15 protein-coding genes and 1 CRISPR repeat array are annotated in these 22719 nt (G+C 52.3%); of the genes, 8 read left to right on the plus strand and 7 right to left on the minus strand.

The features are described from left to right. The 6 genes from cas2 (at position 1) to cas5 (ending at position 11509) form a co-directional block, all read left to right on the plus strand. Positions 1-294, plus strand: a complete 294-nt coding sequence (gene cas2 / locus RHJ02_RS04960; RefSeq protein WP_149817829.1) for a CRISPR-associated endonuclease Cas2 — start codon at positions 1-3, stop codon at positions 292-294. 252 nt (positions 295-546) lie between these two features. Then, positions 547-5188: direct repeats of the CRISPR family, unit length 36 nt; unit sequence GTGCCTCTACCTTTGATGCCGTAAGGCGTTGAGCAC. A gap of 290 nt (positions 5189-5478) precedes the next feature. Further along, a complete protein-coding gene (cas6, locus tag RHJ02_RS04965; RefSeq protein WP_310800523.1) occupies positions 5479-6147 on the plus strand; it encodes a type I-MYXAN CRISPR-associated protein Cas6/Cmx6 in 669 nt (222 codons plus the stop codon). An 88-nt stretch (positions 6148-6235) separates the two neighbouring features. Then, on the plus strand, positions 6236-8410 hold the full coding sequence (gene cas3, locus RHJ02_RS04970; protein ID WP_310800524.1) for a CRISPR-associated helicase Cas3': 2175 nt from the start codon (positions 6236-6238) through the stop codon (positions 8408-8410). Positions 8411-8424: 14 nt separating this feature from the next. Next, positions 8425-9942, plus strand: coding sequence for a type I-MYXAN CRISPR-associated Cas8a1/Cmx1 (gene cas8a1 / locus RHJ02_RS04975; protein WP_310743476.1), 1518 nt, complete (start codon positions 8425-8427; stop codon positions 9940-9942). 29 nt (positions 9943-9971) lie between these two features. Continuing rightward, positions 9972-10844, plus strand: a complete 873-nt coding sequence (gene cas7i, locus RHJ02_RS04980) for a type I-B CRISPR-associated protein Cas7/Cst2/DevR (RefSeq protein WP_206201331.1) — start codon at positions 9972-9974, stop codon at positions 10842-10844. Beyond that, complete coding sequence (gene cas5 / locus RHJ02_RS04985) at positions 10844-11509, plus strand: CRISPR-associated protein Cas5 (protein ID WP_302676603.1); 666 nt, start codon at positions 10844-10846, stop codon at positions 11507-11509. The genes cas7i and cas5 overlap by 1 nt, the downstream gene beginning before the upstream one ends. Positions 11510-11561: 52 nt before the next feature. Here the strand turns inward: cas5 and RHJ02_RS04990 are convergent, their stop codons facing one another. After that, positions 11562-12176, minus strand: a complete 615-nt coding sequence (locus RHJ02_RS04990) for a histidine phosphatase family protein (protein ID WP_310800525.1) — start codon at positions 12174-12176, stop codon at positions 11562-11564. A gap of 123 nt (positions 12177-12299) precedes the next feature. On the opposite strand from RHJ02_RS04990, the gene thrC reads away from it, so the two are divergent. Further along, entirely contained in the window at positions 12300-13388 is a 1089-nt protein-coding gene (thrC, locus tag RHJ02_RS04995; protein WP_206201334.1) for a threonine synthase, read from the plus strand. On the opposite strand, the gene RHJ02_RS05000 is transcribed toward thrC, so the two are convergent. From RHJ02_RS05000 to rsfS, 6 genes are all read right to left on the minus strand, one after another. Beyond that, positions 13385-13999: a hypothetical protein gene (locus RHJ02_RS05000; RefSeq protein WP_206201335.1), complete on the minus strand. Its 615-nt coding sequence runs from the start codon at positions 13997-13999 to the stop codon at positions 13385-13387. The two genes, thrC and RHJ02_RS05000, sit on opposite strands and share 4 nt — an antisense overlap. Before the next feature lie 111 nt (positions 14000-14110). Beyond that, a complete protein-coding gene (locus RHJ02_RS05005; RefSeq protein WP_206201336.1) occupies positions 14111-15505 on the minus strand; it encodes an ATP-binding protein in 1395 nt (464 codons plus the stop codon). Between the two features lie 4 nt (positions 15506-15509). After that, positions 15510-16184, minus strand: a complete 675-nt coding sequence (gene rppA / locus RHJ02_RS05010; protein ID WP_149817808.1) for a two-component system response regulator RppA — start codon at positions 16182-16184, stop codon at positions 15510-15512. Positions 16185-16214: 30 nt separating this feature from the next. Continuing rightward, positions 16215-19040, minus strand: a complete 2826-nt coding sequence (locus tag RHJ02_RS05015; protein WP_310800526.1) for a cation-translocating P-type ATPase — start codon at positions 19038-19040, stop codon at positions 16215-16217. A gap of 45 nt (positions 19041-19085) precedes the next feature. Further along, a complete protein-coding gene (locus RHJ02_RS05020; protein ID WP_310800527.1) occupies positions 19086-20957 on the minus strand; it encodes a GTPase in 1872 nt (623 codons plus the stop codon). A gap of 3 nt (positions 20958-20960) precedes the next feature. Continuing rightward, positions 20961-21344: a ribosome silencing factor gene (rsfS, locus tag RHJ02_RS05025; RefSeq protein ID WP_225901661.1), complete on the minus strand. Its 384-nt coding sequence runs from the start codon at positions 21342-21344 to the stop codon at positions 20961-20963. A gap of 86 nt (positions 21345-21430) precedes the next feature. Between rsfS and RHJ02_RS05030 the strand changes: the two genes are divergently transcribed. Then, complete coding sequence (locus RHJ02_RS05030; RefSeq protein WP_206201340.1) at positions 21431-22717, plus strand: AMP-binding protein; 1287 nt, start codon at positions 21431-21433, stop codon at positions 22715-22717. Positions 22718-22719 lie beyond the last annotated feature (2 nt).

Here is a 22719-nt window from a genome sequence, read left to right on the forward strand (position 1 = left end):
ATGGGTGAATCCAAAAATTGGTACCTCATCTGCTACGACATCCGCGACCCCAAGCGCTGGCGACAGGCTTATAAGCAGTTAGAGGGCTATGGTGAACGATTACAGTTCTCGATTTTTCGCTGTCGTCTCACGCCACGGGAGCGGGAAAAGCTGCGCTGGCAACTGGAAAAAATCCTCACCAAGGAAGACAGTCTCCTAATCGTAGGATTGTGCAGCCAATGCGTTGAGCGGGTATGCGCTTGCAACCGAGCGGGGACATGGCCAATGTCGGAGCAGAACTTCAAAATCTTTTAGCATGCAAGCACCTCTGGACTCAAATATTCTCCGAACGCACTGATATTCAAATACAGCCCCTTGACTAGGTTTGAGAGTTTTTGTTAGATTTAGAGGTGCTTGAAAATCTCTGAACCTATTCCCCAGAGCGGGATCGACAACTGAATACTGACCGAGGCTAAAAATTTTACAGTCACAAAAAAACGAAGTGCCTGAGGTGCTTGAAAAGTGACTGTGCTAAGCTAGTCCTAGAGGCATTTCTAGGGCGCCGCTGTGCCTCTACCTTTGATGCCGTAAGGCGTTGAGCACAGCACGCACCCATCTTTGGTTTGCGGATATTCAGGTGCCTCTACCTTTGATGCCGTAAGGCGTTGAGCACTTTATAACACACCTTTTTATTCCACAGGAATTCACCCGTGCCTCTACCTTTGATGCCGTAAGGCGTTGAGCACCTTAAGAAGGACAAGCATTATCCTCTCAAATCTGGTGCCTCTACCTTTGATGCCGTAAGGCGTTGAGCACGCACAGCTTTATTAAAGTGGCTGCAAGCAGGATCGTGCCTCTACCTTTGATGCCGTAAGGCGTTGAGCACACCACAATTAAGGAACGGCCAAAGAGCGCCCAAAGAGTGCCTCTACCTTTGATGCCGTAAGGCGTTGAGCACTGGGGCGTCGTGGTCGTTCCTTATTTAGTCTCTATGTGCCTCTACCTTTGATGCCGTAAGGCGTTGAGCACGAACCCGCCTACGGGCAAAACATTTGGTTTGCCCGATGTGCCTCTACCTTTGATGCCGTAAGGCGTTGAGCACCTTTATTACCGCATTAAGCCTCTTGGGGTAAATGGTGCCTCTACCTTTGATGCCGTAAGGCGTTGAGCACGCCTTCAGGGCAGTGGCCTTCAGCGGCCTTCAGGGCAGTGCCTCTACCTTTGATGCCGTAAGGCGTTGAGCACTTACTAGCGCGACTCAACGTGATTTGCCAATTAGTTCGTGCCTCTACCTTTGATGCCGTAAGGCGTTGAGCACTGCAACGTGTGCGACAACCTTATTCAGTAGATGTGCCTCTACCTTTGATGCCGTAAGGCGTTGAGCACGCAAAGTGGCGGAGCCACAAGTAATTAAAGAGAAGTGCCTCTACCTTTGATGCCGTAAGGCGTTGAGCACCAGCATTATACCAATTGATTTACCAAAGACTCTTAAGTGCCTCTACCTTTGATGCCGTAAGGCGTTGAGCACTCAATCAGGCCGTCAAGAGGGTCAGGGCGTCAATCGTGCCTCTACCTTTGATGCCGTAAGGCGTTGAGCACAAACAGAAAGTTCTTATCCAATGGATTTGAAGCGTGCCTCTACCTTTGATGCCGTAAGGCGTTGAGCACACTCCTTTGCCCCCACGACTCCTTTGCCCCCACGTGCCTCTACCTTTGATGCCGTAAGGCGTTGAGCACGGCAGTCTGGGGCGGCCTTCTTGGGCAGTCTGGGGGTGCCTCTACCTTTGATGCCGTAAGGCGTTGAGCACCCTTTTCTTTACGAAAATCCTACCGTTTATTTACCCAGTGCCTCTACCTTTGATGCCGTAAGGCGTTGAGCACTTTAGGCGCTCATTTTTTGCTATCAAAACTTGCGCGTGCCTCTACCTTTGATGCCGTAAGGCGTTGAGCACGAACCTCAATTTAATGACCAGGGTATTGACTTAGAGTGCCTCTACCTTTGATGCCGTAAGGCGTTGAGCACCAGAAGCTTCAGAAAGTGCTGATCCAGACATGATTGCTGTGCCTCTACCTTTGATGCCGTAAGGCGTTGAGCACTAAACCCTTCTGGGACTGAGTTTCGTGATGCTTTCAGTGCCTCTACCTTTGATGCCGTAAGGCGTTGAGCACGGCTAGCCTCCCAAGTAGTCGCGGCGGTCGCTATGTGCCTCTACCTTTGATGCCGTAAGGCGTTGAGCACGTTTTGGCGCAGACTTTGGCGGGTCTCCCCCTCGTGCCTCTACCTTTGATGCCGTAAGGCGTTGAGCACAATTAGCTGCTGCAATGTTTCATATTCTGTATCCGTGCCTCTACCTTTGATGCCGTAAGGCGTTGAGCACTCGAGATCCTGCATTATGTGAAATTTATCAGAAAGTGCCTCTACCTTTGATGCCGTAAGGCGTTGAGCACATACGTAATCCAGAACTAGTGAAAGTTGCAAGAGAGTGCCTCTACCTTTGATGCCGTAAGGCGTTGAGCACTAGTTTACGGAGTTTAAGTATGAACGAGTTATCGTTCTGTGCCTCTACCTTTGATGCCGTAAGGCGTTGAGCACCTCTTAACTCTAGTGTTTCTAAATTAGAGTCACTCGTGCCTCTACCTTTGATGCCGTAAGGCGTTGAGCACGTTTAACTAGACTTTTAGTCTAGGTGCAGAGTTGTGCCTCTACCTTTGATGCCGTAAGGCGTTGAGCACAAAAACGGTTAGAACAAATTGGACGTCAATTAGAAGTGCCTCTACCTTTGATGCCGTAAGGCGTTGAGCACCATAGTTAATCTTCTCCAGAATTAAAGTCAAGTTATTCGTGCCTCTACCTTTGATGCCGTAAGGCGTTGAGCACGTTTAACTAGACTTTTAGTCTAGGTGCAGAGTTGTGCCTCTACCTTTGATGCCGTAAGGCGTTGAGCACAAAAACGGTTAGAACAAATTGGACGTCAATTAGAAGTGCCTCTACCTTTGATGCCGTAAGGCGTTGAGCACCATAGTTAATCTTCTCCAGAATTAAAGTCAAGTTATTCGTGCCTCTACCTTTGATGCCGTAAGGCGTTGAGCACAACACGGGGGTGTTGATTAAAAATACTGTTTGGATGTGCCTCTACCTTTGATGCCGTAAGGCGTTGAGCACGTCATTGGTCAATTATGTTCTGCAATGCCTTTTGGGTGCCTCTACCTTTGATGCCGTAAGGCGTTGAGCACCACACGAAAAATTGTGTGGTAATTAACTCCTGCATCGTGCCTCTACCTTTGATGCCGTAAGGCGTTGAGCACATCGAGTCAAAAATCAACACCGCATTTATACTCCGTGCCTCTACCTTTGATGCCGTAAGGCGTTGAGCACCAATAGGCGCTTCAGATTATGCGCCCGCAACGCCGTGTGCCTCTACCTTTGATGCCGTAAGGCGTTGAGCACTTTTCAAGCGTGTTAGCTATTTTAGACGCTGAAGTGCCTCTACCTTTGATGCCGTAAGGCGTTGAGCACTACGTGTAGAATTCTTCTGCCGATGGGCAGAAGCGTGCCTCTACCTTTGATGCCGTAAGGCGTTGAGCACTCTAGGTGATCCTGATCGAACAGATATGCGGTCAATGTGCCTCTACCTTTGATGCCGTAAGGCGTTGAGCACGGGTTACAGAAAGCAACCCCAAAGGGCAAAATGCCCTGTGCCTCTACCTTTGATGCCGTAAGGCGTTGAGCACACGGCCAAGGATGACGCCCCCACGACTGCCTTCTGCGTGCCTCTACCTTTGATGCCGTAAGGCGTTGAGCACGGCGGCTTGGCCTTGCCTTCTTGGCCTTCTTGGGCGGGTGCCTCTACCTTTGATGCCGTAAGGCGTTGAGCACTAAAAATTTGGTTGTGCGGCAAACGGCCGCACAGGTGCCTCTACCTTTGATGCCGTAAGGCGTTGAGCACAACTCTTGCATACGCATAAACTCCTAATGAAATGTGCCTCTACCTTTGATGCCGTAAGGCGTTGAGCACTTCTGCCAAACAATCAATGTGCCAATTATGCAGTGCCTCTACCTTTGATGCCGTAAGGCGTTGAGCACTAGTAGTGCACGAACTACTGCATATTCTTCTTGCCGTGCCTCTACCTTTGATGCCGTAAGGCGTTGAGCACGCGATCTGCCAATTCTTTGAGTACAACCGACTGCGTGCCTCTACCTTTGATGCCGTAAGGCGTTGAGCACCAAGAGTTCAGCTTCTCTGAAATGTACGGAAAACGTGCCTCTACCTTTGATGCCGTAAGGCGTTGAGCACGGTCGGCTAAACAAAACAACGGAGGAATGTTTGCTGTGCCTCTACCTTTGATGCCGTAAGGCGTTGAGCACTTTAGCTCTGGCAGATCCAACAGAACCTAGACTGAAAGGTGCCTCTACCTTTGATGCCGTAAGGCGTTGAGCACCTGCCCGTCCCTCAGTCCTCTATTTAGCTCCCACGTGCCTCTACCTTTGATGCCGTAAGGCGTTGAGCACTTTGAGTTTTTGGATCAGGGGGTCAGGCCATTAAGTGCCTCTACCTTTGATGCCGTAAGGCGTTGAGCACTCGTGTTCAGGACAAAAAAAGAGCAGTTTAACGTGTGCCTCTACCTTTGATGCCGTAAGGCGTTGAGCACGGCTGGAGAGTATTTCGTACCTGACCAAGCTTAGTGCCTCTACCTTTGATGCCGTAAGGCGTTGAGCACATCTCCCTGAAAATCTGCGTGAAAACCTGATGCGTGCCTCTACCTTTGATGCCGTAAGGCGTTGAGCACACCCATGTCGCGTTAGCTGGCCACTCAGAAGTAACGTGCCTCTACCTTTGATGCCGTAAGGCGTTGAGCACTTGTTTTGAACATTTTCTAAATATGGCCGCAATAGTGCCTCTACCTTTGATGCCGTAAGGCGTTGAGCACAACTCAACATCTACATCAGAAACTACTTTGATGTGCCTCTACCTTTGATGCCGTAAGGCGTTGAGCACAACTCAACATCTACATCAGAAACTACTTTGATGTGCCTCTACCTTTGATGCCGTAAGGCGTTGAGCACATCAAGGTCAGTCGCAAGATATTTCCAATGCATCTGGTGCCTCTACCTTTGATGCCGTAAGGCGTTGAGCACTAAGAATCTTAAAGATGTGGTGGGAGGATATTTATTGTGCCTCTACCTTTGATGCCGTAAGGCGTTGAGCACTTTTGCCAGAGGACGTTGTGGACAAGATTAATAGTGCCTCTACTCCTAGCGCTGTGGGCTAGCCCAGTGGTTGGTTAACTTTCTTGAATAAAAATAAAAATTTGTATCCAAAAGCTTTTTTGCTCCTTGTGGTTACCTACAGTAGAAGTTAAAATTTTTGTAAGTTGACAACTATAAGCCATCCATTAGCATGATTCTTGAAACTAGACAGTGGCTACCCTTGGCAGTGCTCCAGAGACCCATAGTTGAGGGAAAGCATTCAGATTAGGCGGGGATAATAAGATAGCGTTATGACTAGCCACAATCACTTTCTTGAAATCCATTACAGCTTGCGTGGAAGAACACTGCCAGCAGATCATGGCTATGCATTGTACTCTGCTATTAAAAAACAGTTGCAACAATTGGGGCGGCCAGATCTACCTTCAGATATACCAAGTGATCTTCGCCTTAGCAGTATTGCTGGGATTCCTAACGGTGAGGGAATGATTTATCTAAATCGTGCTTCACGCTTTCGCCTTCGCTGTCCTACAGATCAAGTGCAGACGTGGTATCGCTTTTTCCAGAACCAAGTGTTGGATATTCAGGGGCATCTGATTCGCCTTGTGCAACCTCGAATTACATTGCCAGAGCCTTCAGGAACCCTCGCAGCTCGCCTAGTCACTTTCAAATTAGAAGCAATTGATCACCTAGAAGTGCCCTGCTATTTTTTGCAATCTTGTCAAAAAGGCCTAACTCATTTAGGCATTCAGGGCAGAGCCTTTATTCCCTCTGACGCCAATGGCGACTTAGCACGGCGCACGATTCAAGTAAAAGGCAGGAAGGTAGTGGGCTACCGCGTGATTGTCGAAAATTTAACTCCTGAAGATTCTCTAAAGTTGCAGTGGCATGGATTGGGTGGACGACAACATTTTGGCTGCGGCTGGTTTTACCCGGTCAAGGAGGAACCAGATGCCGCCTAGTTCTACACCACCAAAACTGGAACCTGATATCTTATTAGCCAAATCTTCGGTTCCGGGAGCAGCAGATTGGCAAGGAGCTTACCATCTTGTGGGTCATACTGCCGCTGTTGTGAAATCAGTCACCAGCCTCGTGGATTGCTTGGGCGATCGCCTGATCGAGCAATTTGGGCTAACCTGTGAATTTAACACCCTGAGGGCAACGGCACGGCTGGCAGCCTATTTACACGACTGGGGCAAGGCCAATCACCAATTTCAAGGGGTGGTAAGGTACTCCCTCAGGGGTTCAACTCCATCTGTGCAGCCTCAACAGAACCCCTTGCAATACCCACAACTAATCCGTCATGAAGTGGGGTCTGTCTTGCTGGCGTGGGAGTTCCGAAACTGGCTTGGCCAATGCCCCAATGCTGACTTGATGACAGCGATCGCCGCAGCAGGAGGACATCACCTCAAATTAGGCGGTCAGCAGGGGCGAAACACCGGTGCACTGGGGGAGATCCGCGAGGGCAGTGGCGACCCTTACCTGTACTGGTATGTCCATCATCCTTCCTTCCACAAGCTGCTTCGCTATGGGGTGAGAACCCTAGGGCTGCCTCAAATCATTCCTCCTTTTGCGTTCTCATCGCGATGGGATATTAAAACAATCAAAGATAAGCGTGACGAAGTCTTGAATGCTTTCATCGAATGGGAACCAGATCTAGCGTTTCTTGCCGTTGTTAAAGCGCTACTGATTGCAGCAGATGCCATTGGTTCTGCCTCGGCGCAGGTTTCAACGAATATTCAGGAGTGGATTCGATCAGAGCTAGAGAATACCCTCACGGAAGCTGATTTACAAAAGGTCATTGATGCGCGTCGGGGGGAATATCCACTGCGCCCATTTCAGATTGATCTTAAAGACAAGTCGAAACGGGTAACATTGGCACGGGCAGGTTGCGGTACAGGGAAAACCCTTGGTGCCTATTGCTGGGCACAACGCCATGGCATTGAACGCAAGTTGTTCTTTTGTTATCCAACAACGGGCACTAGCACCGAGGGCTTTCTGGGCTATGTTCATCACCAAGTAGAGTCAGAGCTGTTGCACTCTCGGTCGGCTATTGATTTGGAGTTGGCTTGCACAGGAGAAGAAGAAGACAATGGCGATGGAGCGGTTAATGAGGCCGCTCAGAAATTAGAAGCCTTCAAGGCGTGGGGGGCAAAGGTTAATGTTTGCACTGTGGATACCGTTTTGGGACTCCTGCAATGTCATCGCCGTCCCCTGTACTGCTTTCCAGCTCTTGCCAAGGCTGCTTTCGTCTTTGATGAAGTTCATTGCTATGACGATGCTCTCTTTGGTGCCTTACTGCGATTTCTCAAGGTTGTTAAAGCGCCGATTTTGCTGATGTCTGCCTCATTTCTACCGGCGCAGGTGGCGGCGATTCAGCAGGCAGTGGCAGAGGAAATTGCAATAATTCAAGGCCCTCAAACGCTAGAAGACCTGCCCCGCTATCGTTTCCATGAGCTAGCACAGCCAGATTGGGAGCGGGTTCAGCAAGAACTTGACCAGGGCGGTAGAGTTCTGTGGGTTTGCAATCAGGTCGATACAGCGATCGCCATCTACCAAGAGGCAAAAAAGAGGGGCTTGACGCCTCTCCTTTATCACAGTCGCTTTCGCTATGAAGATCGGGTGAAACACCATCGTGCCGTGGTGGAGGCTTTCCAGCAAGATCAAGCTGTTCTAGCAATTACGACCCAAGTGGCAGAAATGTCTTTGGATCTATCTGCAACCCTCCTTGTGACTCAAGTGGCGGATCCCGCAGGGCTAATTCAGCGATTGGGGCGACTAAATCGCCAATACTGTGGTCATTCCTGTGATGCTCTCTTTTACCCTGACGAAAACGTTGGTTTTCCCTATAAGCAAGGGGACTTAGAGGCAGGCTGGGCACTGGCACGCGCCTTCAAAAAACAAGATGTGAGTCAAAGGCAACTGTCAGACTGGCTCAAGCAAGTGAATATTAACACCAAGCCAAAGGAGCACTGCATCTGGCTAGACGGTCGCTGGCAAACCTACTCTGCTCCCTTGCGTGAAGCAGGCTATACCATTACTGCACTCCTCGAACAAGAGCTGGAAAAAATTGCCCCACTGAAGTCGAGTGAATTGCCGCGCTACACCCTTCCCCTCCCTACTAAGAACATCAAAGGTTGGCAGCGCCATAAGAGCGGTTATCTCATTGCCCCTAGAGAGCAGTGGCGCTATTGCCCAGAACTGGGTGCTGTTGAACCTAAGTAGGAGGTGAGTGAGCTTTGAGTCAGTTTACCCTGTCCCTTTTTGACCCTAATTTCCTCCTCCCCCATCGCGCAGGGGTTGCAGGATTGGCTCTAGCCTTATCTGAACTGGAGAACCAACGCAATGATGCTCCATTGGCGTGGAACATTACTGATGAAGCAGTTGAGTTGACATGGAAAGACAGTGATCAAAAGGTTGTGACATGGCTGCTAAAGCAAACCTATCAGATTAATCACCAAGGCTATCTAGAGGTTCCTGCCCTCAAGCTTGATGCACAGGGGCAATACACGTTTACCCAAGGGGTACTCACCACATTCCTCCAGCACAATACGCAGCGCAAACTCAGCAACACTTCTGTCACTTGCACGTTCTTAATTGAGCCGGATCAACCAGAGATCTCGATTGAGGTGAAGCCCCTAGAGAGCTGTTATTACACCAGCGACTTCAAGGAAGCCTTTAACAATAAGGGAGCCTTCAAAAAAGAAATTCCCCTGAAGGGAAACCATCTGCCCGGACTGGTGGAATGTTTTGTCAATGGTCCCTATCAAGAATCGCCGCAGGGCTTTCTGGCGTTGCTTTTTTTGCCCCTTGCCTGTGGCTACTACCAACTTCCTCCCCAAACTGTTGGTGGCAAGCTCTCTGCCCGCTCAGCACTGGTGATTCCTGAAGTTCAAAATCTAAAGCACTGGGTTAAGCGCCGTCGGGCGATGTCGGGGTGCACCTATCGAGACTTTCGTAGCAGTGGCGCTGGTGAATCTGCTTTGCACTTTCTACTGCAAGAGAAGGCGATAGAAGAGAGTCAGCAGTTTGGCGGGCACTACTGCGAGGTTTACCAGTTGGGGAAGCAAGTCTGGGATGCCCAGCAAGCTTACCTGAAACAGGCGGTGTATCGCGTAGAGGTTACGGATGAAGTCCTCGAATTGTATGAAGTCGCTCGCCAAGTTTTTCCTGCGCACGTGCGACAAAAGGAGAATGGTGAAACTTGGTTAGCTCTTTCTAAAGCACTGCCTTGGATTTGTGACAATTTAATTGGAGGTCAGCCTTGGTATGCAGGTTTCTTTGAGTTTTACAAACGTAATAAGGCCTATGAACGTGAAGGGTTGGTAAAAATGACTGAATACTTGAATCCTGATGAGCGAGTGCTGTTTGAGGTGGTCCAAGGTGCCTTTAGCGTATACCTGTCTGGGCAATTCAAACAGGCTCAAAAGCAAGGTCGCAACTTAGACTATGGGCAAGTGACCGATAAGGTCATCTACCGATTCCAACGTCCGAGTACGCAACAGGAATTTGCTACTGCATTGGTGGATTTCCTAAGCCAGTTTCGCAGCAAGGCCGCTCGCGATAAGGGCCCGCAAATTGTTCACTGGATTCACCGTGAGGAAAACTGGCGGCGAGCAAGAGATCTGGTACTGCTGGCGATCGCTACCTACCGCAGTAAGAGAGGAGACTCTCTCAACGGTGTCGATATCCCCTTGGAATCAATGGCTGAAGGGGATGTCACAGAAGATGAAATGTTTTCCTTCGCCGATGAATAGTTTCTGTCTCTAATTCAGGAGAAATAACAATGACGAAACATCTTTTTGCAACAATTGTAACGACCACTGCTGTCGCAGCCAACAACCGCGGGGAAGGGGATGGCAGCACCCTCTCAACTTTGCAAAAAATTACCCGTGGCAATGATCAATACACTACTGTGAGTGCAGAAGCGATCCGTTGGGGATTGCGGGAGTATTTTCAAAACCATTACGAAAAAGAGACCAACCGTACATTTAACCCTGAAACCGATCGATATAGCTTCAAAGATGAAAAGTTCAGTGCTGAGAAATATATTGATGATGACTTGTTTGGCTACATGGACGCCAAAAAGGGGAAGGATAATGAAGATGCCACGACCAAACGGCGGGGTGCCCTAGAAATTAGTCGCGCTATGAGTCTGGATCCCTATTGGGGGGATATTGCCTTTGGCTCGAAAGGGGGGGAAAAGGGCAAAACCTCGATTCACAGTACAGAGGTGCACTGCACTGCCTATCAGTACACGATCGCCCTCACGCCAGAAAGTCTTAAGAAACCGGAACGGGCACTACTCGCCTTGGATGCTATTGGCGCTGTCCGTCATGTGGGCGGTAACCATGCCCGCTTTTTGTACGACTTTCGTCCAGAGTCCATTGTGCTTCGGATAACCGATGATCCGAGTCCTTGGATTATGGACGTGTTTAAGCGCATTGGCGAATCGGTGGGCTGCCCGCGGCTAGTGCGACTAGTGGAAGTGGGGGATGTGAAGGCTGATGAGCTAATCGTTGGCGGTGAGATTGCCGATACCCCCTATGGTCAGCAGTTAAAGGCGTTAGGGGTTCAGGTCTATCGCGGGGTCAAAGAAGCGATCGCCCACGCCAAAGAACAATTAAAGCAACAACTCAAGCTTGAGGTGCCTGTCTAATGCAACTTTACATTGATTGTCCCTGTACCAGTTTTCCCCGCAGCTTTGCCCGTGACTTTAAGGAGACCTACCGCTATCCACCCCCCTCCACGATCTATGGCATGCTCCTTTCCCTGATCGGTGAAGAGAATTTGGATCAACATTGGGGTGTCAAACTGGCCATTGGTATCGTTGGTGCTGACCCGCCCATTTCGCGAATTTTACGCAAACAGCGGCATCACAAGTTCAGTAAGAATCGCCTCGGCACCTATTCCACGAGTAAATTCTCCAAGCCGAATCACCATGAACTGCTCACAGATGTGCAAGTGGTTGTCAAAGTTGATTCGAGTGAGGAAAATGCACCACTGAAGCTGGTTGATCGGCTGGCGATCGCCCTCACCACACCCCAGCAAATTTCCCGCTTTGGTGGCCTGAGTTTGGGGGAGTCGTGGGCACTGGTCAATGGTGTACGCCCCTATCGGGACAACGATGGCTCGATCCGCTGGCTCATTAAAGACAATCGAGGTCTCATTAGCCTGCCCATCTGGATCGATCGTCAGAGCAGCCAAGGAACCTTTCAACGCTTTCGCTTAGGCAACGAATTTGAAGACCATTGCTGGGTCAGGATTCCGCAGCTAACTGTGCCAACCCCAAGATCGCGACCCTCCGCCGCTCGCAGATCTTGATGCCAATCGAGCAAATTGCGGTTTGTTAACAACCTTAACCTGAGCTGGCCGTCTAGGAGCACTGATTAAAGGCATTGATGCGCCACCAGCGGATATTTTCTGCCTCAAAGCGGCCATCTAAATCCACTCGTACTGAAAAGTCAAACCAAGCAGCGGGGGGAATTTCCATCCCCCACAGGCGATCGCTCCCCAGAACAACGCTAATCAGGCACTGCAAAAAGCCGCCATGACTAATACACCAAACGCAGTCCTCATCCCTGTGGCGTCGGAGTTGTTTCCAGGCCTGTTTTGCCCGCTGCCAAGCCATGGCCATTGACTCTGCCTCTGGTACGGGAATCAGGTAGTCACTCTCTTCAAGTTCTTCACAGAGATCGGGATGCTGCGCCTGCGCCTGCGCCCACGTGAGTCCTGTGAAAATGCCCTGATCAATTTCAATTAACTCCGCCAACTCTTGAACCTTTAGGTCAGGACGAGGATTCATGAGCATCGCCGTATCGTGGCAGCGTTGCAGTGGACTCGTGTAAATGGCATTCGGCGGTGGGAGTTTTTCCCGCAGGGCAAGGGCTTGCTGCCGTCCCCGTTCTGTGAGGGGCACATCTTGCCGTCCTAACATGACACCTGAGGCATTACCCACAGCCTCACCATGGCGGATCAAAATTAAGCGCATTGTGTAGCTCTCCCCTAGGGCGGCAATTGGCAAGTGCAACCCCTGATCGCTAAAATTATCGTACTGTGTGGCTGCGCTCTATCCTCAGCCTCAAATTTATTCATATTTCTTGACTGCGTACCTGTGCCTGTAACACTCTCTGCTCCCCCCATCCGTCCTGCTTGGCATGGCCTGATTCACGCCTACCGTGACTTTTTGCCCGTGAGCGATCGCACCCCAGTAGTTACGCTCTATGAAGGCAATACACCACTGATTCCCGTGCCTCAAATTGCTGCACGGATTGGCCGCAATGTCTCGGTTTATGTCAAGTATGATGGCCTCAACCCGACGGGGAGCTTCAAAGATCGCGGCATGACGATGGCCATTTCCAAGGCCAAGGAAGCGGGAGCCGAAGCCGTGATCTGTGCCAGCACAGGCAATACCTCAGCCGCTGCTGCCGCCTATGCCCGCCGAGCGGGACTGCGCGCCTATGTCTTGGTGCCCGAAGGCTATGTTGCCCAAGGGAAACTCGCCCAAGCCCTCCTGTATGGTGCCGAAGTCATTGCCATTGAGGGCAACTTTGATAAAGCCCTAGAGATTGTGCGCCTAATGGCCGAAACCTACCCCGTGACGCTGGTCAATTCCGTCAATCCCTATCGGCTAGAAGGACAGAAAACCGCCGCCTTTGAGGTGGTGGATAGCTTGGGCAATGCCCCCGATTGGCTGTGTATCCCTATGGGTAATGCAGGAAACATTACCGCTTATTGGATGGGCTTTTGCCAGTATCGTGAGCAAAATCGTTGCGATCGCCTGCCGCGCATGATGGGCTTTCAAGCAGCGGGATCTGCCCCCCTTGTCAAGGGTGAGATTGTCACCCATCCGGAAACGATTGCGACGGCCATTCGTATTGGTAATCCTGCCAACTGGCAACGGGCGATCGCTGTCAAAGAAGCCAGTCAAGGAACCTTTGAGGCCGTCACCGATGAGGAGATCCTCAATGCCTATTGCCTGCTGGCCTCCGAGGAAGGCATTTTCTGTGAACCTGCTAGTGCGGCTTCTGTGGCGGGTCTCTTGAAATTGGCCGATCAGGTGCCCAGTGGTGCCACGGTGGTTTGTGTACTGACGGGCAATGGTCTCAAGGATCCAGAAACAGCGCTCAAGCAACAGAGCGATCGCTTCCACCGCCACATTGAACCCACTGAGCAAACCGTAGCCAAGGTCATGGGCTTTTAGAAACCGCGTTCCGCTCGCATCAGGTGGCGACTGGCCTTCAAGAGTTGTACTGCGGCTCGATTGGTGGCTAAGCTGGCAACATTGGCGGTGGTGGGTGCAGCTGCTGTCAAGCTGGCAGGTTGAGCTAACTGCTGAGCACGGCTAAACAGATCGCGCACGGTGGAATTGCCCCCACGAAAGTAGGCCATTTCTGCTTCGGTGCGGGTCAACTCACGACTCACTTGAAAAGGCGCATCAAAGTAACTGCGGGAGAGATCCGCTTGACCCGTGCGAGCCTCACCGAGGTTGCGAGCAGCTTCATAAATACGGGTGGCTGCTTTGGCCGTTTCCTTGGCTTGGAAGTAGTTGCCGCTTTGCTGAAGTTGCTGGGCTGAGGCCAGTAGGCGATCGCCCAAGCTCAAGAGACTGGCATCTACCCCACTCATGGACTTTGCCCGCATCCCTTCATATTGCGCTTTGGCGAGGTCTCGAAACGCACTCCGCGCCTCCCGTTCCACAGAGCTAGATGAAGGAGAGCCGGGACGTGCCATTGCGGCTGGAGCGATCGTCAGCGGTAGGAGAATTGCTGCAACAGTGGTTGCCACAAGAGGTTGCCATCGTAGAGTCATCATCCTATCCTCCAATTCAACTTGAGTAAGCAGATCTGGCGCTTGGAGCAGTGGTTTGTGCCAGATCCAGCTTGAGAATATCAAGTGAAAGTGACGTAAAAGTGACAGCCTATCCTAGGGAGCAAGGGGCAATCTGACGGTAAAGGTAGAACCTTGATTCTCTTGGCTGTGAACTGTGATGCTGCCCCGGTGAAGATGGACGATTTGGCGCACAATCGCTAGTCCTAGCCCTGAACCGCTAATGCCCTGTTGTCGCACCCGCTCATCCCGATAGAAATAATCAAAAATATGGGGCAGGGCCGCTTCACTAATTCCCATGCCTGTATCACTGACGTGAATCACTGCTGAGCTTCCCTGCGGTTCTAACCGAAGCGTAATCGTGCCTCCCTTGGGGGTATAGCGATCAGCATTGGTGAGCAGATTGAGAATCACTTGCTTGAGCATCTCGCGATCGCCCTGAATAAACATAGGAACCGATGGCACTTCGAGATAAAAGTGATGACTAGCTGTGCCTGTTTCCTGCCATTCTTGGACGACTTGCTCGATGAAGGGCACTAAATCAAAGGATGTGGCAAAGTCTGGGGGAGATACCCCCTCATAGCGAGCCAGAAAGAGCAAATCATTTACCAGTTGTCCCATGGCCTTCGCCAGCGTGGCCACTTTTTCTAGCCGAGGTAGGGACTGCTCAGGGGCTTGTCGAGCCAGCAGGAGTCCGACTTGGGCATGGCTGAGAATTGCTGCAATGGGTGCTCGCAGTTCGTGGGAAGCATTGGCCGTAAATCGAGCTAGGCGATCGCAGGCGGCCTCAAGACGCTGTCCCCGCAGATCCACTTCCTGATAGAGTTGGCGAAACCAATGAATTGCTAAACCACTACTGCCCAACCCCACCACCACCGCCAATAGGAGCACAACGGTATTGATCTGCCGCAGCGCCTCTAAATGTTGTTGGCGATCGGCCAAAAGGCGATCTTCTTCGCTCATGAAGGCGTTAATAGCAACACGGGAACGATCCATTGCCTGTTTTGCTTGCTCCAATTGCCGATAAAAGTAGAGTCGTTGCTCCGTCTCTGCTAGAGAAAGGTTGGGGGCGTCCTCCAGTTGCTGTGCTAACAAGTGAAAAGTTTCTTCTACTAAGGATTTGAAGTGCCGAAAGTGCTCTAACTGGTGTGGGTTATCGCTGATCAGTACCTCTAAATTCTCAAGGGTTAAGGGCAATTGGGCGGCAGCAGTGTAGTACGGTTCGAGAAAGCCCACCTGTCGCGTGAGATGATAGCCGCGCACCCCTGTTTCAGCATCAATGAGGTGATTTAATAGCTCCCGTCCCTCAAGCTGCACCCGTTGCGTATGGCGCACCCATCCTTCGTAGTCCGCAATGCTAGCACTGAGCCAAATCAACACCCCCACAGTACTCAAGAGACAGCACACAGGTAGGGCAATGATGACAATGCCCCGTTGGGTGGGGGGCAGTCGCTGCCATCCTTGAACCTTTAGGCATAATCCCTTCAGCATCGTTCTAGGAACTGGCTTGTAGGCGGTAGCCCATACCGTAGATGGTCTCTAGCCAATCGGCACACCCCAGCTCCCCTAGGCGCAGGCGCAAGCGGCGAATTTGGGTACTGACGGCGTTACTTTCTGGTTGATTGTCCCACTCCCAAAGGTTCAGTTCCAGTTGTTCGCGACTAATGACTTGCCCCGGATGACGCAGAAAAAACTCCAAAAACTGGTATTCCCTTGTGGAGAGCACGATCGTGCGATCGCCCCGTTGGAGTGTCATTGAGGGCAAATCTAAGACTAAATCTTGCAGATACAATTGATCGCCTAGCCATTGGGGCGATCGCCGGCCAAGGGCACGCACCCGCGCCAACAGTTCCATCACATCCACGGGCTTGATCAAATAATCATCGGCACCCGCATCTAGCCCCATCACTTTGTCAGCAGTGGTATCTTTGGCGGTGAGCAACAGTATGGGTGTGCTCTTCCCCTGTTGACGGTATTGGCTACACAGTTCGAGGCCACTGACTTTCGGTAGCATCCAGTCCAAAATCAGCAAGTCATAGGTTTTTTCCTGCATCAGCCATTGGGCTGTTTCTCCCTCCTGAACTCCATCCACCAGATGCCCCACGTGGGAGAGGGCAGTGCTCAGCGGCTCTAGTTGCTCTGGATCATCTTCTACGAGGAGAATGCGCATCCAACCAAACCCTGAGTCAACCTAGAGACACTACTCTAATAATTTTAGTTCTTGGCCTTTGTTGAATAGCCGCAACACCAGTTTCTCTAGCTCCACCCACACAAAGACAAGGGTGCTAAAGCCGATGCACACGGCTAGCTCAGTTCCCGAGAGCAGATAGGTACCAAAGAACCGTCGCAAGGGGGAGGCGTAGATCAGCAGGAGTTGCAGAATCGTTGTCAGGATGACTGATCCCCAAACAAAAAGGTTGGAGGTGGGGCTCATTTCAAGCGTCAGCCGTGTACTGGAACGGGCGGCAAGGGCATGACCCATTTGAGCGAGACAGAGGGTGGTAAAAACCATGGTTGTCCAACGTCTTGGATCGAGTCCTCCTTCCAGATGTTCAGCGGTGTAGCTGTAGGCCCATACCATCAGGGAGATGCCGACGATCGCCAAGATCAAACCGACACGAATCATATAGGAACCCAAGCCACGGCTAAAAATACTTTCATTGGGTTTAACCGGAGGACGCTTCATGACATCGGGATCCCCCGGCTCAACAGCAAGGGCAAGGGCAGGCAGACCATCCGTCACCAAGTTCATCCAGAGGATTTGCAAGGGCGTTAGAGGCACACCTCCTAGTCCCAGTAGGGGTGAGCAGGCAATCGTGATCACCTCACCAATGTTGGAGCCGAGAATGTATTTAATAAAGCGACGAATATTGCTGTAGATCACTCGCCCTTCCTCGGTAGCGGCGACAATGGTGGCAAAGTTATCATCCAAGAGCACCATATCGCTGGCTTCCTTGGTGACATCCGTCCCCGTAATCCCCATGGCTACGCCAATGTCGGCCTGTTTGAGGGCAGGGGCATCATTGACGCCATCACCGGTCATGGCCACAATTTCACCGTGACGTTGCAAGGATTTCACAATCCGCAGTTTGTGTTCTGGAGACACCCGCGCATAGACATTGACGGTCAGGGTTGCTGCATCCAGTTCTGCGGGACTCATTTTTTCGAGGTCTCGACCGGTTAGCGCCTGATCGCCCCACTGACAGATACCAATTTGACTGGCGATCGCCTGTGCCGTCAGTTGATGATCCCCCGTAATCATAATCGGGCGAATCCCAGCAGTGCGACAGGTGGCGACGGCCGCCAGTACCTCTGGACGCGGGGGATCAAGAATGCCCACTAGCCCCAACCAGATCAAATCCTGCTCACTGGTATCTACACTCTCCGCTGGTGGCAGCGCTGACCAGTAGCGATGGGCAATGCCCAAGACCCGCAGCCCTTGAGCGGCAAAGCGATCGTTTTCGGCGAGAATCTCTTGGCGATCGGCCAGTGTTAGGGGTTGAATGTCGTGCCCCACCTGCCGCCATTGACAGCGTTCCAAGGTCAGTTCGGGTGACCCTTTGGTAATCATCCAGTAGGGTTCCTTGGCGGCAATCGCAGGAACGGACTCACTGCGGTAGAACGTACTCATCCGCTTGCGATCGGCATCAAAGGGAAACTCCGCGACCCGCTCCGCCTTTTCCTGCAATGCTTTGAGGTCAATCCCCCCTTTAGCGGCCAAGGGCAGGAGAGAGCCTTCGGTCGGGTCGCCGAGAATCACCCATTCGGCTGCGTGTTGTTTGAGCAAGGCATCATTACACAGTGCCCCTGCCAGTAGCAGTAGGTGCCGTTCGTACAGTGCTGAGGCGTCATCGGTATTGGCGTCGTAAAAGTCGCCCTTGGGTTCATAGCCATTGCCGCTCACCTTGGCGCGATAGAAGGTAGTAGCCACTGCCTGCACCACCATTTTGTTTTGGGTGAGGGTACCCGTTTTATCCGAGCAGATCGTTGTCACACTCCCCAGTGTCTCCACGGCCGGCAGCCGCCGAATCAGGGCATGGCGTTTCACCATCCGTTGTGTTCCCAATGCAAGGGTGACGGTAATCACGGCGGGCAAGCCTTCGGGAACCACGGCCACCGCCATACTGAGGGAGACTTCAATGAGATGCGGCAGCAGTGAGGGATCGTAGAGACCCCCAGCAATCACGACAATGCTCACCAGCACCAACGCAATGGCGACTAGGCGATTGCCCAGCTCGGTCATCCGTTTTTGCAGGGGTGTGGGTTCCTGCTCCACCCCTTGCAGGGCAGCGGCAATTTTCCCTAGTTCAGTGTCCATGCCGATCGCGGTGACGATGGCGATCCCTCGCCCTTGGTTAACCTCTGTGCCCGCAAAGACTAGATTGGCGCGATCGCCCAGTTCCGTATCAAGGGGCAAGATTTGCGCAGCATTTTTACTGGCGGCTTCTGCTTCACCGGTGAGTGCTGCCTCGCGGATTTGCAGGTTGACCGCTTCAAGGAGGCGACCATCGGCAGCTACTTTGACCCCCGCTTCCAAAAAGAAAATGTCCCCAACCACCAGTTCAGGGGAATCAATTTCCATGACCTTGCCCTCGCGCAGGACACGCACCTTGGGCGCCGCCATACTTTTCAGCGCAGCGAGTGCCTCTTCAGCACGGGCTTCTTGGACATAGCCTAGAATGGCATTGAGAATAACCACCACCAGAATTGCAGTTGCGTCCTTGGGGAAGGGGATGGTGTTTTCTTCGAGGGATTCGAGAATCTCCAATGTGCCAGAGATGAAGGCCACCACGAGCAGCATGATCAGCATGACATTGCGAAACTGATCAATGAAAATCTGCCAGCGCGGGCGGCGGCCATTGTCAACGAGTTCATTGCGGCCATATTGGGCTTGTCGCCGTTGCACTTCTGCAGAACTCAGTCCCTGTTGGCGATCGCTCCCCAGGCGGCTAATGACTTCATCAGCACTCAGAGCATGCCAAACTGATTCACGATCCATGGGGGAGGAGGCATTGGAGGAGGTCATGGCGGGTGAGGAGATGAACAGTTTTTATCCTTTCTTTATCTTCGTCTATTTTTCTGGAACCATACCAAAGCGCTGCCAATAGTCCTCATAGCGCGCCATCAGCGTCAGAGGTGGCTCAGGCTGTGTCCAAAACTCTACGAGGGTGTGTCCCGTTGCCCAAGTGTCTTGATTGAGGGGGCTACGACGTTGTAGCAGCAAGGGAGCCAAGGTTTTCAGATCAAAGGGGCGCGTTGGTACCTCGATGCAATCGCTGGCATTTTGCAACAGCGTGTAGAGTTCATAGGCCAGTTGCAATTTACAAAGAATCACCGGCAGGTGTTCTAGGGGCAGTTGTTCGGCGAGGAGCCATGCAGCGGCGGGAGACCCCGTGAGCATGGTCGAAAGAAACTGGAGCACTGGTCGCTTGAGCAAATCGGTAATGCCCTGACTGGTGGTGATGCGGTGGCAATAGGTGTCAATGAGGCGAGAAGCAGCGTGAAGCCGTGTCTGGCGATCGCTAAGCCAGCGAGCCATGCGGATCTGCTTGGCGGGGGCAATTAAATTCACAAGGGTATCACTGAGGGCATCGAGTCCCCAAGCCATGCGTTCTTCAGTGCCGTTGACAATCGGCAAAATATGGGGCGTATAGGTGCCCAACTGTTCTTGGCGATAGGCCACCGCCTCGCGAATACTCACTTCCTTGGGACGGGTACCCCGTTGCCAGTCGTAGGGGGGATGCCATTCCCGCAGGGGGCGTAGCCGATCCACTTGGGTGACCGCCACCACAATCGGCAAGTCCCTCACCTCTTGGCGAATCAATTGCAGGGCGGTGATGTCCGGGGCAAGGGCAGGATCCAGCGCTGGGGTCAGCAGCAGCACTACATCCATGCGCGGCAGTAATTCCCGCAGGCGAGCTTGAATATCGGCACCGCGAATATCTTCGTAGCCGGGGGTATCCCACAGGGTCAAATCCTGCTGCCAACGGTATTGCCGGATCTCGTTTGTGTTGGGCAAGGGGGAAACACGGGTGGTGGGGGCAGCAAATAAACTATTGATCAGGCTACTTTTGCCTGCGCCGGTGCGACCCACGAGAAAGACGTTCACAGGCTCAGTTTCGGCACGGGCAAGGGGCAGACTCTGCTCTAAAATGTCCTGTAATGTGCCTGTATCTGTGCGCGGGGTGGGTAATTCCAGTTGGGTGAGGCTGCCACTGTAGAGGGCGATCGCCCGCAGTCCCAAGGCCTTGAGCACCTGTTCCCGCAGGGTGAGCCCCAAGTTAGCAATCAGGGCTTGATTGGCCTTTTGCTGCTGCTGTTGGGTAAAGGTTTTGGTAATCGCCACACTTGGATTGAGGAGCCACTGCGCCCAATTCCAAGCCGTAAAGCCCCAACGCGCAACGGGTGCCACCTGCCGTGAAAGTTCATAGGCGCGCACTGCCTGCCCCAGAGTTACCCGCGACAAAATTGGGTTGAGGGTTTCCAGCCAGCGATCCACATCATCAATCGTGTCCCGCAAGAGGCGGTAGGCTTGGGGCACATAGATTTGCAGCAGAGGACGCTGAGCATTGGGATAATAGACCTTGGCAATCTCACTGACGAGGGTTTGTGCCCGCTGCCAAAAGAGTGGCCAATTTTCCCAAGGGGGTGGGTCTTGACGACTCTGCTCAAGGGTGTGTTGGAGAATCTTCAGGGCGCGTTGATCCGTTTCTGAATCACTGCTTCTTGGCAAATCAAAGGGACGGGGGTCAATCTCTGTCGGCTGACCCTTGAGCCAATGGGCAACCCCCCACCGCCACAGCAGCAGAATCAGCACGACTACTGCCCAGACCCAACTCAGTCCCCAAGCATGAATTTGTATTGAGGCCGCGGTGAGGATAAAGCTGGCGATCGCCACCAGTGGCAAGATCAAAAGAATCCACTGCCACCAAGAGGGCTGCATCGGCTAGGTGGTCACTAGTGACTCAAAGGGAATGCGTTGGGCGTGACCCCAAAAGGCCTCAAGGTTGTAGTATTGACGTTCCTTGGGCAACTGCACATGGACAATCACATCACCGTAGTCCATCAGCACCCATGAACATTCCGCTTGGCCTTCAATATGTTGGGGCTGGCGTTGGCAATGTTCAAGAGCCGCCTCCTCAATCCCTTGATAAATGGCGCGCACTTGGGTTTTTGAGAGTCCCGTAATGATCACAAAGTAATCGGTGAGGTAGGACACGCCACTCACATCCAAAAGGCAGATATCCACTCCCTTGCGATCGTCGGCGGCATAGGCTGCGGTCCATGCTAGTTTAAGGCTAGGGTCAGCAATTGCAGCTACCCGTTGCATCTGTTGAATAGTCAGGCTGCTGTCTCCTAAACGCACTCCTTTATCCTTTGATTTTACCTATTGGTTTAGGGAGGGGTAGGACAAATTTGTTACAAAACCTTACGAGTATTGCCCCCCACTGGCTGTGGTATCCCTACAACGGACAATGGCACATTGCTACCGCCAGACTCCTCGAGCAATTAGCCAACTATCAAGAGCAACTCCAAGAGCAACAACCCACTCTCCTCGTTCTCGCAGAACCCGATCCCCTCTCGTTTCTCAGTGGTTTTCTCGCAGCGCTCTCCACAGGGACGCCTCTATTACTGGCCAATCCCCACTGGCAGTCCCAAGAGTGGCAGCAGGTGGCAGCGATCCTACCCCAGAATTTCATGGCTTGGGGAACGGTGCCCCCCCTCGACCCCCAAGGTTCTGGAGAACCATTGCCCCAGGGCTGGATTCTGATTCCCACTGGCGGCACTCAAGGGCGGTTGCGCTGGGCAATTCACACGATCGCCACCCTCAAGGCAGCTGTTGCCGGGCTACAAACCCACTTGCAACAAGGGGCGATTCACTGTCTGAGTATTTTGCCCTTGTACCATGTCAGTGGTCTCATGCCCGTGGTGCGATCGCTCTGGAGTGGTGGAGAACTCTATCTCGGTACCCATCTACGGGATCTACGGCAAACGGCACCTCCTGCCAATGTTGATCTGTGGCTGTCTCTGGTACCTCGGCAACTGCAACAGGTGCTTGCAGACCCTCTGCCATGGCTAGCGGATTTAAGGGGCATTTTCGTGGGCGGTGGCCCCACTTGGTCGCAACTATTAGAGGAAGCAGCAACCCAGCGCTTGCCTCTATGTCTCAGTTATGGCATGACAGAAACTGCTGGCATGATCTGTGCCCAACGGCAGGGGGAATTTTTGGCGGGCGATCGCTCCTGTGGTCAGGTCTTACCCCATGCCCAGATTGCTTTAACCCCTACGGGCGAGATTCAGATTCAGGCCGCCTCCCTTGCCCTTGGCTATTACCCTGGGTTATTCCATGAAGGGATATTCCAAACGGACGATCGCGGCGAATGGCGGGGCGATCGCCTCTACATTTTGGGACGCAGCAGCCGCAAAATCATCAGTGGTGGCGAGAATATCTACCCCGAAGAGTTAGAGGCCTTACTCCTTAACAGTGGCCTTGTCCAAGACATCCATATCTATGGCGCACCCGACCCCCTCTGGGGCGAACAAGTCATTGCCCTCTATGTGGGAGACTCCTCCCCTGAGGAACTCAGCCGATGGCTCAAACAGCAGTGCAGCGCCTACAAATGCCCCAAGAAATGGATTTCCGTGCCCCAAATTCCCCGCACGCCCCAAGGAAAAGTGCGACTATCCTCGATTGAGACCTAGCC

The sequence above is a fragment of the Thermosynechococcus sp. TG215 genome (genome assembly GCF_031583455.1).
Lineage (GTDB): Bacteria > Cyanobacteriota > Cyanobacteriia > Thermosynechococcales > Thermosynechococcaceae > Thermosynechococcus.